Genomic DNA, 13,206 nt, shown 5'->3' on the forward strand with positions numbered 1-13,206 from the left:
CAGGCCGTGTATGCCGATGCTGACCCCGACGCTGCCGGCCGCGCAGCCGGGGAAGGGAATCGCGATGGCGGCGATCAGCCGGGTCGCCAGTTGGGTGACCGGCCTGGTCAGGCACTCCGGCGCCAGCACCACCGCGAATTCGTCGCCGCCGAGCCGGCCCGCGGCATACCCGTCCGGCAGGGCCTGCCGCAGGCGCCGCGCCACCTCGACCAGCACCCTGTCACCCGCCTCGTGGCCATACAGGTCGTTGACCGACTTGAAGCCGTCGAGGTCGAGCAGCATCAGGCAGACCGGCGCGCCGCTGGCGACCCGCTGCTCGAGCGCCTGCATGAAACCGGCACGGTTGAGCAGCTCGGTCAGCGCATCGTGATTGGCGCGATGGTGCATGCGCTGGGCGAACTCGGTGGCGCGGTCGCGGGCCGCGCCGAGGGAACGGGCCATGGCCGTGGCCTCGTTCTTCAGCCGGCTCAGCTCCCGGAAGCCGGCCTCGCTCCCCCACGCGCTGCGCACCAGGGCAACCAGGTACAGCGCCACGGTCGCGGCGAGGGCGTTGCGGTCGAAGCCACCCGCGTACAGCAGGCAGCCGATCACCGACAGCAGCGCCGGGACGATGAAGCTGATCGGAATGCGCGCCTGGGCGGCGCCGTACACCACCGCGCCGGCGGTGATGCCGCACACCACGACGAGGTAGAACGTCGCCTGCGGCTCCGCGTAGCCGGCGCACAGCAGCGGCACCAGGGCCCAGGCCGTGCCAGACAGCGCGGCGGCCAGCAGGTGCAGGCGCTGGTGCGCCTCCACCGCACGCGGCACCGCCTGCCGGGCATCCCGCGTATAACCCCCGCCGACGCGGTGCAGACGCGCGCCGCACAGGGCCATGCGGGCGAGGTTGATCGTGCTGGAGCCGGCGTACCAGATCCCCCCTATCATGCCGTGGCCGTAGCGCAGCGCCACGACGAGTGCCGCGAAGCCGAGCAGCATGTTGACGGGAATGGCGTTCATGACGCTGCGGCGGACGGAGGCGAGCTGATCCGCCCGCATCATCGATTCCGAATCCGAGCCGAATGGTCCTGCCGAGGTGACGCGCGCTTCAGACATGAGCCGGTTATAGTCCCTCCCGCAAGGTGAGAATACCACCACTGCGCGCATCACCAATGATCGACAAATCCTTTCAGGCGAGTTCATGCCGGATGGTCGCCGCACCCGGTGCGCACCCCACGACGAACACGCCTGCCCGCCGCCCGGTCCTCAGCCCCCGCCCAGCCGCCTCGCCTGCCGCGCCAGCTCGGCCACGCGCGGCCCGGCCTCGCGCAGCACGCGCTCGCGCGGCATCAGGAAGGCCGGCGCGCCGCAATTGAGCGCCAGCACCGTGCCGTCCGGCAGGGCGAAGGCGGCGCCGGCGGCGTGCACCTCGTTGTTCCAGTCGCCGACCGAGGTGACGAAGCCCAGCGCCGCGTGCATCTCCGCCGCCTCCGCCAGCCCGCGCCGCAGCGCCGGCCAGCGTTCCGGGAAGCGCGCGGCGAGCTGCGCCCCGATCTCGGCGCGTTCCTCGGGGGCGGCCAGGGCGTAGTAGGCGCGGCCCATGGCGGTGACGGCGAGCGGGATGCGCGAGCCGACGCCGAGCTGCAACGCCACGGGCGAGAGCGGCGAGCAGTGCTCGACGTAGAGCATCGACAGCCGGTGCCGCCCGCCGAGCGAGACGCTGGCCTCCACCTGCGTGCTCAGGGCCTGCATCAGCGGCCGCAGCGCCACGCGCGCCGGCAGGGCGGCGAGCGCGGTCTGGCCCAGTGAGACGGTCGCCAGGCCCAGCCGGTACTTGTTGAAGCGCGGCACGTGGACGAGGTGCCCGAGCACGGTCAGCGTGTGGGTCAGGCGCGAGACGGTGGGCTTGGGCAGGCCGGTGCGTGCCGCCAGCTCCTGGTTGCCGAGCAGGTCGTCGCGCGCGGTGAAGGCGTGCAGGATGTCGAGGCCCCGGGCCAGGGCGGTGACGAATTGCCGGTCCTCGCCGCCCGCCGGGTCCGCCATCGGCGCCGGGACGCTCCCGCCAGGCTCCCTGGCCGGCTCCCTGGCCGGCTCCCTGGCCCCTTGGCGCGCCGCCTCGCGCCGGCGCCGCGGCGTGGCGGCGCTCCGGGGCGGCGCCGCCTCCTCATCCGTGCCAGCGCGTTGGCCGCCGCTCCGCATCGCCTGCCCCGTTCCCTGCCCTGGCCGCCCCGCCGCCCTACCTTCGTCCCGACCGCGCCGCCGCGCTTGACGCGGGGCCGGGGACTGCGTTAGCAGCACATCGAAACTGCAAAATCCTATTCCGCATTGCGAAATCAGGCAAGCGGTCAGATGGCGGATGCCAGATGGCAGACGGAGGACGTTCGGACATGACGGCAGCGAACCCGGTAACCACGGCGCGCGAGGACGGCATCCTGGTGGCGCGCATCGCCAACCCGCCGGTGAACGCGCTGAGCGCGGCGGTGCGCGCCGGCCTGCTGGCGGCGGCGCGCGAGGCGGCGGCGGATGCCTCGGTCAAGGCGCTGGTGCTGGCCGCCGAGGGCCGCACCTTCATCGCCGGGGCCGACATCACCGAATTCGGCAAGCCGCCCGTGCCCCCCTCCCTGCCCGAGGTGATCGACGCGCTGGAGGCGCTCGACAAGCCGGTGGTGGCCGCGATCAACGGCGCCGCGCTGGGCGGCGGGCTGGAGGTGGCGCTGGGCTGCCACGCCCGCATCGCCGCCCCCGGCGCGAAGCTCGGCCTGCCCGAGGTGAAGCTCGGCATCCTGCCCGGCGCCGGCGGCACGCAGCGCCTGCCCCGGCTGATCGGCGCGGCGGCGGCGGCCAGGCTCGCCAGCGAGGGCGAGCCGGTGGACGCGGCGAAGGCGGCACAGCTCGGCATCGTCGACGCGGTGGCCGAGGGTGACCTGCTGGCGGCGGCCAAGGCGAAGGCGCTCGCGCTGGTCGGCACCGCGCCGCGCCGCGCCAGCGCCCTGACCGACAAGCTCACCCCGGCCACGCGCGAGGAATTCGAGCAGGCGGCGGCGGCCATCGCGAAGAAGGCGGGCGACAACCCGAGCGTCGCCGCCATCCTCGACTGCGTGCGCCTGACCTTCGACACCCCCTTCGCCCAGGGCATGGCGGCCGAGCGGGAGGCGTTCAAGCGCCTCGTCGCCGACGACCGCTCCAAGGCGATGCGCCACCTGTTCTTCGCCGAGCGCGAGAGCAGCCGCATCCCGGGCCAGCCCAAGGGCACCACGGCGCGGCCGGTGGCGAAGGCGGCGGTGATCGGCGCCGGCACGATGGGCGGCGGCATCGCCATGTGCTTCGCCAATGCCGGCATCCCGGTGACGGTGATCGAGACCAGCGAGGAAGGGCTGCAACGCGGCCTGGAGCGGGTCGGCCAGACCTACGACATCTCGGTCAAGCGCGGCAGCCTCAAGCCCGAGGAGCGCGAGCGCCGCATGGGCCGCATCACCGGCAAGGTGGGGCTGGAGGCGGCCGCCGACGCCGACATCGTGATCGAGGCGGCCTTCGAGGAGATGGGCGTCAAGAAGGACATCTTCGGCACGCTCGACCGCGTGGCCAAGCCCGGCGCGGTGCTGGCCACCAACACCTCCTACCTGAACGTGGACGAGATCGCCGCCGCCACGAGCCGCCCCGGCGACGTGCTCGGCATGCACTTCTTCTCGCCCGCCAACGTGATGAAGCTGCTGGAGGTGGTGCGCGCGGAGAAGACCTCGCCGGACGCGCTGGCGACGGCGGTCGAGATCGGCCGCAAGCTCGCCAAGGTGCCGGTCACGGTCGGCGTCTGCTTCGGCTTCGTCGGCAACCGCATGCTCTCGAAGCGCACCGCCGAGGTGGAGCGGCTGCTGCTGGAAGGCGCCTCTCCTTCCGACATCGACGCAGCGCTCGCCGCCTTCGGCTTCCGCATGGGCGCCTGCGCCATGGGCGACCTCGCCGGGCTCGACATCGGCTGGCGCATCCGCAAGGCGACCGGCAAGAAGGCCCCGGTGGCGGACGCGCTGTGCGAGGCCGGCCGCCTCGGCCAGAAGACCGGCGCCGGCTACTACCGCTACGAGAAGGGCGACCGCACCCCGCACCCGGACCCGGCGGTGACGGCGATCATCGAGAAGCTCGCCGCCGAGCGCGGCATCACCCGCCGCGCGATCCCGCAGCAGGAGCTGATCGAGCGCCTCGTCTTCCCGATGATCAACGAGGGCGCCCGCATCCTGGAGGAGGGCGTCGCCTACCGCCCCGGCGACATCGACGTGATCTGGCTCTACGGCTACAATTGGCCGGCGCAGAATGGCGGCCCGATGTTCTATGCCGGCCTCGCCGGCCTGCCGCACATCGTCGAGCGGCTGGACCGCTTCGCCGAGCAGACCGGCGACGAGAGCCTGCGCCCGGCGGCGCTGCTGCGTCGCCTGGCCGCCGAGGGCCGCAGCTTCGCGGACCTGAAGGAATCCGACGTGGCGGCCCTCTCGGCCGGCGCCGCGCCGGCGAAGGCCCCGGCGGCCGGCGCCTGAGCATGACCGCCGAGGCGGCCGGCGCCGTGGCGCCGGCCCACCCATCCGACACACCTTGGCGCGCCGCCTTCCCCGAGGCGGCCGACTGGGACGCGCCCCTGCCCGAAGGCACCGTGCCGGCGCTGCTGGACGCGGCGGTGGCGCGCTGGGCCGACCGCCCGGCGATCGAGTTCCGCGACCGCACCATCGGCTACCGCGAACTCGGCGCCATGGCCGACGGGCTCGCCGCCGGGCTGCTGGCCGAGGGCATCGGGCCGGGCGACGCGGTGGGGCTGCTGCTGCCCAACACGCCCTGGCACCCGGTCTGCTTCTTCGCCGTGGCGCGCACCGGGGCGCGGGTGGTGCATCTCAGCCCGATGGATGCCCCGCGCGAGCTGGCGCACAAGCTGCGCGACAGCGGCGCGCGGCTGGTGCTGACCACCGACCTGCCGGGCATCCTGCCGACCGCGCTGCGCCTGCTCGGCGAGGGCGCGGCCGAGCGCGTGCTGGTCGGCGCCGATGCGCGCTGGGGCGCCTCCGGCCTGCCGGCGCAGGACGTGCCCTGGAGCGACCGGCTCCGCCCGCTCGACCCGCTGCTGCAGACGCCCCCGCCCGCCGCCTGGCCCGCCGTCTCGCCCGGGGACGTGCTGCTGCTGCAATACACCGGCGGCACCACCGGCCTGCCCAAGGGCGCGATGCTGACGCATGGCAACCTGACCGCGGCCATCGCCATCTACCGCGCCTGGCGCGACGGCGTGCCGGCGGCCGACCTGCCGCGCCGGGTGATCGCGGTGCTGCCGCTGTTCCACATCTTCGCGCTGACCACCATCCTGCTGCGCGGCGTCGCGGACGGGCACGAACTGCTGCTGCGCACCCGCTTCGACGTGCCGACCCTGCTGCGCGACATCGCGGAGAAGCGCGCCACGGACTTCGCCGGCGTGCCCACCATGTGGACCGCGCTGGTGCAGCACCCCGAGGCGGCCGGCTGCGACTTCTCCTCGCTGCGCTCGGCCACCTCCGGCGGCGCGCCCATGCCCTTCGAGATCGAGCGGCGGGCCGAGGCGCTGGTCGGGCTGCGGCTGCGCGGCGGCTGGGGCATGACCGAGACGGCGCCGGCCGGCAGCCGCATCCCGCTCGGCGCGGCGCCGCGCCCCGGGCTGATCGGCATCCCGCTGCCGGGGATCGAGCTGCGCGTCGTCTCGCTCGACGAGCCGCGCCGCGTGCTGCCGCCGGGCGAGAGCGGCGAGATCGCGATACGCGGCCCCAACGTCTTCAAGGGCTACTGGAACCGGCCGGAGGAGACCCGCGCCGCCTTCGCCGACGGCTTCTTCCTGACCGGCGACATCGGCGCGATGGACGCGCAGGGGGTGTTCACCCTGCACGACCGGCGCAAGAACATGATCATCTCCAGCGGCTTCAACGTCTACCCGGCCGCCGTCGAGGGGGCGATCCACGAGCATCCGGACGTGGCCGAGGTGGTGGTGATCGGCGTGCCCGACGCCTATCGTGGGCAGGCGGCCAAGGCCTTCGTCGTGCCGCGCCCCGGCGCCCCGGCGATGACGCTGGAATCGCTGCGCGAATTCCTGACCGACCGGCTGGGCCGGCACGAGATGCCGGCGGCGCTGGAGATCCGGGACTCGCTGCCGCGCTCGCCGGCCGGCAAGCTGCTGGCGCGGGTGCTGCTCGAGGAGGAGCGCGCCCGGGCGGAAGCCACCATGGGCACCGACGAGGCCGGCGCGACGCCGGAACAGGACAAGAGGGAGGGAACGGCACCATGACCGAGGCCGTCATCGTCAGCACCGCGCGCACGCCGATCGGCAAGGCGTTCCGCGGCGGGCTCAACATCACCCACGGCGCCGAGATGGGCGCGCACGTGATCGGCGCGGCGCTGGAGCGCGCCGGCGTCGAGAAGGAGGCGGTGGAGGAGGTGATCCTCGGCTGCGGCTTCCCGGAGGGCGCCACCGGCTACAACATCGCCCGCGCCTCGGCGATCCGCGCCGGCGTGCCGGTCGCCGCCTCGGCGCAGGTGGTGGCGCGCTTCTGCGCCTCCGGGCTGGAGGCGATCGGCGCCGCCGCCAAGCGCATCCTGGTCGACCAGGTGCCGGTGGCGGTCGCGGGCGGGCTGGAATCGATCAGCCTCGTCTCGCCCTCGATGAACAAGACCGGGCTGCGCGACGCCTGGATCGAGCAGCACGTCCCGGCCGTCTACATGCCGATGATCGAGACGGCCGACATCGTCGCCGAGCGCTACGGCATCAGCCGCGAGGCGCAGGACGAGTTCGCGGTGGAGAGCCAGCGCCGCACCGCCGCCGCGCAGCAGGCCCGCCGCTTCGACGACGAGATCGTGCCGATCACCACCACCTGGGCGGTCACCGACAAGGCCACCGGCGAGACGCGGCGGGAGACGATCACCATCGCCCGCGACGAGGGCAACCGGCCGGAGACCAACTACGAGGGCCTGGCCAGGCTCAAGCCGGTGCGCGAGGGCGGCTTCGTCACCGCCGGCAATGCCAGCCAGCTTTCCGACGGCGCCTCGGCCTGCGTGCTGATGTCGTCCGAGGAGGCGGCGCGGCGCGGGCTCACGCCGCTCGGCGTGTTCCGCTCCCTCGCCGTCGCCGGCTGCGGGCCGGAGGAGATGGGCATCGGCCCGGTGCTCGCCGTGCCGCGCCTGCTGGAGCGCAACGGGCTGCGGGTCGAGGACATCGACCTGTGGGAGATGAACGAGGCCTTCGCCTCGCAGGCGCTGTACTGCCGCGACCGGCTGGGCATCCCGTCCGAGCGGCTGAACGTGAACGGCGGCGCCATCAGCATCGGCCATCCCTACGGCATGAGCGGCGCGCGCCTGGTCGGCCACGCCCTGCTGGAGGGCCGGCGGCGCGGCGCGAAGCGTGCCGTGGTGACGATGTGCGTGGCCGGCGGCATGGGTGCCGCAGGTCTCTTGGAAATCAACTGAGCAGGAGGAAGCGCCCCATGGAACTCCGCTATACGCCGGACGAGATCGCCTTCCGCGACGAGCTGCGCCGCTTCTTCCGGGCCGAGATCCCGGCCGAGATCCGCCAGCGCGTCGCCGAGGGCCGGCATCTCTCGAAGGAGGACATCGTCACCTCCCAGCGCATCCTGAACGCCCACGGCCTCGCCGTGCCGAACTGGCCGGTGAAGTGGGGCGGCAAGGACTGGACCCCCGTCCAGCGCTACATCTACACCGAGGAGCTGCAGCGCGCCGCCGTGCCGCAGCCGCTCGGCTTCAACACCGCCATGGTCGGGCCGGTGATCGCCCAGTTCGGCTCCGAGGCGCAGAAGGAGCGCTTCCTGCCCGCCACCGCCAACGTGGACATCTGGTGGGCGCAGGGCTTCTCCGAGCCGGGCTCGGGCTCCGACCTCGCCTCGCTCAAGACCCGCGCCGAGAAGCGCGGCGACAAGTGGGTGATCAACGGCCAGAAGACCTGGACCACGCTCGGCCAGCACGCCGACTGGATCTTCTGCCTCGTCCGCACCGACCGCGAGGCGAAGAAGCAGAAGGGCATCTCCTTCATCCTGGCCGACATGAAGACGCCGGGGATCAGCGTCCGCCCGATCATCACCATCGACGGCGCGCACGAGGTGAACGAGGTGTTCTTCGACGACGTGGAGGTGCCGCTGGAGAACCTCGTCGGCGAGGAGAACCGCGGCTGGGACTACGCCAAGTTCCTGCTCGCCAACGAGCGCCTGGGCATCGCGCGCATCGGCATGACCAAGCAGCGCCTCGCCCGCGCCAAGCGCATCGCGCGTGAGACGCCGATGGGCGAGGGCGTGGTGTGGGACGACCCCGAATTCCGCCGCCGCGTCGCCCGCATCGAGGTGCAGCTCAAGGCGCTGGAGATCACGCAGATGCGCGTGGTCGCGGCGCAGGGCAGGCAGGATGCGAGCAAGCCCGACCCCGCCACCTCGATCCTCAAGATCAAGGGCTCCGAGCTGCAGCAGGCGACCACGGCGCTGCTGGTCGACATCGCCGGCCCCTACGCCCTGCCGCTCGCCGAGCACGACCGCGAGGGCTCCAACGAGCCGGAGATCATGCCCGAGTGGGCCGAGACGGCCGCGCCCAACTACTTCAACTACCGCAAGGTCTCGATCTACGGCGGCTCCAACGAGATCCAGCGCAACATCATCGCCAAGGCCTTCCTGGGCCTCTGAGGGGGAACGTCACGTGGATTTCGACCTGACCGACGAGCAGCGCCTCCTCAAGGACAGCGTGGACCGCATGATCGAGGACGCCTACGGCGACTTCGAGAAGCGCAAGGCCTACCGCGCCGAGCCGCTCGGCTGGAGCGAGGCGCTGTGGAAGCAGTACGCCGAGCTCGGCCTGCTCGGCCTGCCCTTCGAGGAGCGGCACGGCGGCTTCGGCGGCGGCGCCGTCGAGACGATGATCGTGATGGAGGCGCTCGGGCGCGGCCTCGCGGTCGAGCCCTACCTCGCCACCGTCATCCTGGGCGGCGGCTTCCTGCGCCATGGCGGCTCGGAGGCGCAGCAGGACACCTTCATCCCGCGCATCGCCGAGGGCACGCTGCGCCTCGCCTTCGCCCAGACCGAGCGCCAGGCGCGCTACGACCTGTTCGACATCGCGACGACCGCGAAGCGCGAAGGCGACGGCTTCGTCATCGACGGCGAGAAGGGCGTGGTGCTGCACGGCGATTCCGCCGACATGCTGGTGGTCAGCGCCCGCACCTCCGGCAGCCGGCGGGACCGCGAGGGCATCACCCTGTTCCTCGTTCCCGCCGACGCCGCCGGCGTCACCCGCACCGGCTACCCGACGCAGGACGGGCTGCGCGGCGCCGAGATCGCCTTCTCCAACGTGCGCGTCGGCCAGGACGCGGTGCTGGGCGAGATCGGCCAGGGCCTGCCCCTGATCGAGCGCGTGGTGGACGAGGCGCTGGCCGCCGTCTCGGCCGAGGCCGTCGGCGCGATGGACGCGCTCCAGACCACGACCGTGGACTACCTCAAGACCCGCCAGCAATTCGGCACCACCATCGGCAGCTTCCAGGCGCTCCAGCACCGCGCCGCCGACATGCTGGTGGCGCTGGAGCAGGCCCGTTCCATGGCGATGTACGCCGCCATGATGTCGGAGGCCGCCGATCCGCGCGAGCGCCGCGCCGCCGTCGCCGCCGCCAAGGTGCAGATCAACGACAGCGGCCGCTTCGTCGGCGAGCAGTCGGTGCAGCTGCACGGCGGCATCGCCATGACGATGGAGTACAAGGCCGGCCACTACTTCAAGCGGCTGACCATGATCGAGAACCTGTTCGGCGACACCGAGTACCAGCTTCGCGCCGTCGCCGAGGCCGAGGACGTGCTGGTGGCCGACTGAGCCAGCCGACCGCCGGCGCCGGGGCGCATGCCCGGCGCCGGCCGCCCGCCCAACGAGACGCGGCGACAGACCGCGCCCGAACGAGGAATGCTCCGTGATCGACACCAGCCGCCGCGCCGCGCTCCTCGGCGCGGGCGCCGCCCTGCTCGCGCGCCCCGCCCTGTCCCAGGGCCGGTTTCCCGACCGGCCGATCCGCGTCATCGTGCCCTGGCCCGCGGGGGGCGCTTCCGACGCGACGATGCGCGTCCTCGGCGAGCAGGCCGGGAAGCGGCTCGGCCAGCCGATCGTGGTGGAGAACAAGCCGGGCGCCTCCGGCACGCTCGGCGCGCAGCAGCTCGCCAACGCGACACGGCCGGACGGCTACACGCTCGGCCAGATGCCCACCTCGATCTTCCGCATCCCCGTCATGTCGGCCCGCCCGGCCTACGACCCGGTGAACGACTTCACCTGGATCATCCGGCTGCTCGGCTACAGCTTCGGCGTGGTGGTGCGCGGCGACGCGCCGTGGAAGACCTTCCAGGAATTCCTGGCCTACGCCCGCGCGCATCCGGGCGAGGTCACCTACGGCACGCCGGGCGTCGCGACGCTCGACGTCACCATGGAGCGCATCGCCCTGGAAGCCGGCGGCATACGCTGGGTGCACGTGCCGTTCCGCGGCGCCGCCGACAACCTGCAGTCGCTGCTCTCCGGCAACACCACCTGCGCGGCGGAGAGCAGCGGCTGGGCGGACCTGGTGCAGGACGGCCGGCTGCGCCTGCTGGTCACCTGGGGCGAGCAGCGGATGAAGCGCTTCCCCGACGTGCCGACGCTGCGCGAGGTCGGCATCGACATCGTGGCCCCCTCCCCGATCGGCCTCGCCGGGCCGAAGGGCATGGACCCGGCGGTGGTGCGCATCCTGCACGACGCCTTCAAGGAGGCGCTGTTCGATCCCGCCACCCTCGCCGTCGCCGAGCGCTACGACATGCCGGTGATGTACGCCGACAGCGAGGGCTACGCGACCTTCGCGCGGGAATACTACGAGCAGGACAGCGCGATGGTGCGGCGCATGGGGCTGCGCCTCTGAAGGCCGGCCCCGCCATCGCCGGCCGGCGCCACGGCCCGGGACGGCGGGTGACGGCGGCGGGTGGTTCCGCTCGCCGGCGATCCGCCCTACCCTCCCGCCGGACGGGCCGCCAAAGGCCCGCGAACCGGGAGGATGTCCAGGATGATGCGCATGCCGCGCCTCGCAGCCCTTGCCTGCGCCGTCGCGCTCGCCGCGACCGGCGCCAGGGCACAGCTTTCCGACGACGCGGTACGCATCGGCGTGCTGTCCGACATGAACGGTCCCTACGCCGACTTCGCCGGGCCCGGCTCCGTGGCCGCGGCGCGCATGGCGGTCGAGGATTTCGGCGGCCGGGTGCTGGGCCGGCCGGTCGAGATCGTCTCCGGCGACCACCAGAACCGCCCCGATGTCGGCGGCGCCCTGGCCCGGCGCTGGTTCGACGTGGACGGCGTGGACATGGTCACCGACATGCCCAACAGCGCCGTGGCGCTGGCGGTGCAGCAGATCGCGCGCGAGCGCAACCGCGTCTCCATCAACACCTCGGCCGTCTCGCCCGAGCTGACCGGCCGCGCCTGCTCGCCCACCGGCTTCCACTGGGTCTCGGACAGCTACGCCTTCGCCCACGGCACCACCCGAGCGGTGATGAACCAGGGCGACACGAGCTTCTTCTACATCACCGTCGACTACGAGGGCGGCTACGCGCAGGAGCGGGAATCCACCCCCGTGGTGGAGCAGGGCGGCGGCCGCGTCGCCGGTCGGGTGCGCCACCCGCTCAACACCGCCGACTTCTCCTCCTACCTGCTCCAGGCGCAGGCCTCGCGCGCCCGCGTCGTGGTGCTGGCCAATGCCGGCACGGACACGGTGAACGCGATCAAGCAGGCCGCCGAATTCGGCCTCGCCCAGCGCGGCCAGCGGCTGATGGGGCTGTTCGTCAACATCACCGACATCCACGCTCTCGGCCTGCGCGCCGCGCGCGGGCTGGTGCTGACGGAAGCCTTCTACTGGGACCGCGACGACGAGACCCGCACCTTCGCCCGCCGCTTCCAGGAGCGGCACCGCAACGTGCCGACGCAGTACCATGCCGGCGTCTACTCGGCCGTCACCCACTACCTGCGCGCCGTGCAGGCCGCGGGCACCGACCGGGGCGACGCGGTGGCGGCGCGCATGCGCGAGCTGCCGGTGGACGACGTGTTCGCGCATGGCGGCACGGTGCGCGCGGACGGGCGCATGGTGCACGACATGTACCTGATGGAGGTCAAGCAGCCCGAGCAGTCCACCGGGCCGTGGGACGTGTACCGCATCCTCGCCACCCTGCCCGGCGAGCAGGCCTTCCGGCCGCTCGCGCAGAGCGCCTGCCCCACGGTGCGCCCGCAATGAGCGGCCCGGCGACCTCCCATCCGGCGGCGACCGGGATCGGGCCGATCGGCTTCGTCGGCCTCGGCGTGATGGGCGCCGAGATGGTGCGGCGGCTGATCGGGCACGGCCACGTGCTGCACGTCCACGACATCGCCCCGGCGGCGGTGGCGGCGGCGGTGCGCCTCGGCGCCACCGCGCACGACTCGCCCGCCGCCGTGGCCGACGCGGCCCCGACCGTGCTGGTCAGCCTGCCGACGCCGGAGGTGGTGCGGCAGGTGGCGCTCGGCCCCGGCGGCCTGATCGAGGGCGGGCGCCTCGCCACCTACGTGGACCTCTCCACCACCGGCGCCGTGGTGGCGAGCGCAGTGGCCGAGGGGCTGGCGGCGCGCGGCGTCGTCTCGCTCGACGCGCCGGTGAGCGGCGGCGTCGCCGGGGCGGCGGCCGGCACGCTCGCGGTGATGGCGGCGGGCGACCCGGCCGCCTTCGAGCGGCTGCGGCCGGTGCTGGAGGTGATCGGCAGCCGCACCACCTACGTGGGCGGGCAGGTCGGCCAGGGGCAGACGCTGAAGCTGGTCAACAACCTGCTCTGCGCCACCGCCTGGGCGGCGGCCTGCGAGGCGCTGGTGATGGGGGCGCGGGCCGGCATCGACCCGGCGCTGATGACCCGCGTCATCAACGAGAGCAGCGGCCGCTCCTTCTCGACGGAGCGCTTCGTGCCCGGCGCGGTGCTGGAGCGGCGCTTCGACTTCGGCTTCCGGCTGGCGCTGATGCGCAAGGACATGCGCCTGGCGCTGGAGGAGGCGGCGGCGCTGGGCGTCAGCATGAGCACCTCGCAGGCGGCGCGCCAACTCTACGACGCGGCGCTGGCGCAGGAGGAACGGGCGCAGGAGGGACCGGCCCCGGACGTGACGGCGCTGATCCGATTGCTGGAGGAACGGGGCGGCGCCGAGGTCAGGGCGATGGGCTGAGGCGGCGTGCCCGTGGCC

10 protein-coding genes are annotated in these 13,206 nt (G+C 73.3%); 8 read left to right on the forward strand and 2 right to left on the reverse strand.

Features of this window, described 5'->3' with window-relative positions; translation table 11 throughout:
- Both M0638_RS09610 and M0638_RS09615 read right to left on the reverse strand, forming a co-directional pair.
- Positions 1-1,041 (reverse strand): GGDEF domain-containing protein (locus M0638_RS09610; RefSeq protein WP_248666764.1); only part of this gene is annotated, 1,041 nt, incomplete at its 3' end.
- A 204-nt stretch (positions 1,042-1,245) separates the two neighbouring features.
- Complete coding sequence (locus M0638_RS09615) at positions 1,246-2,022, reverse strand: IclR family transcriptional regulator (protein WP_248666765.1); 777 nt, start codon at positions 2,020-2,022, stop codon at positions 1,246-1,248.
- Between the two features lie 344 nt (positions 2,023-2,366).
- On the opposite strand from M0638_RS09615, the gene M0638_RS09620 reads away from it, so the two are divergent.
- The 8 genes from M0638_RS09620 (at position 2,367) to M0638_RS09655 (ending at position 13,188) form a co-directional block, all read left to right on the forward strand.
- Complete coding sequence (locus tag M0638_RS09620; RefSeq protein WP_248666766.1) at positions 2,367-4,505, forward strand: 3-hydroxyacyl-CoA dehydrogenase NAD-binding domain-containing protein; 2,139 nt, start codon at positions 2,367-2,369, stop codon at positions 4,503-4,505.
- Positions 4,506-4,507: 2 nt separating this feature from the next.
- Complete coding sequence (locus tag M0638_RS09625) at positions 4,508-6,262, forward strand: AMP-binding protein (protein ID WP_248666767.1); 1,755 nt, start codon at positions 4,508-4,510, stop codon at positions 6,260-6,262.
- Entirely contained in the window at positions 6,259-7,437 is a 1,179-nt protein-coding gene (locus M0638_RS09630) for an acetyl-CoA C-acyltransferase (protein ID WP_248666768.1), read from the forward strand. The genes M0638_RS09625 and M0638_RS09630 overlap by 4 nt, the downstream gene beginning before the upstream one ends.
- A 17-nt stretch (positions 7,438-7,454) precedes the next feature.
- Positions 7,455-8,654, forward strand: coding sequence for an acyl-CoA dehydrogenase family protein (locus M0638_RS09635; protein WP_248666769.1), 1,200 nt, complete (start codon positions 7,455-7,457; stop codon positions 8,652-8,654).
- Positions 8,655-8,667: 13 nt separating this feature from the next.
- Positions 8,668-9,822 (forward strand): acyl-CoA dehydrogenase family protein, encoded by a 1,155-nt coding sequence (locus M0638_RS09640; RefSeq protein WP_248666770.1) that lies wholly within the window; start codon positions 8,668-8,670, stop codon positions 9,820-9,822.
- Between the two features lie 94 nt (positions 9,823-9,916).
- Positions 9,917-10,885, forward strand: coding sequence for a tripartite tricarboxylate transporter substrate binding protein (locus tag M0638_RS09645; RefSeq protein ID WP_248666771.1), 969 nt, complete (start codon positions 9,917-9,919; stop codon positions 10,883-10,885).
- A gap of 150 nt (positions 10,886-11,035) precedes the next feature.
- Positions 11,036-12,241: an ABC transporter substrate-binding protein gene (locus M0638_RS09650; RefSeq protein WP_345893016.1), complete on the forward strand. Its 1,206-nt coding sequence runs from the start codon at positions 11,036-11,038 to the stop codon at positions 12,239-12,241.
- Positions 12,238-13,188: an NAD(P)-dependent oxidoreductase gene (locus tag M0638_RS09655; protein WP_248666772.1), complete on the forward strand. Its 951-nt coding sequence runs from the start codon at positions 12,238-12,240 to the stop codon at positions 13,186-13,188. The genes M0638_RS09650 and M0638_RS09655 overlap by 4 nt, the downstream gene beginning before the upstream one ends.
- Positions 13,189-13,206: the final 18 nt, after the last annotated feature.

This window comes from Roseomonas acroporae (assembly GCF_023223525.1).
Classification (GTDB): domain Bacteria; phylum Pseudomonadota; class Alphaproteobacteria; order Acetobacterales; family Acetobacteraceae; genus Roseomonas_E; species Roseomonas_E acroporae.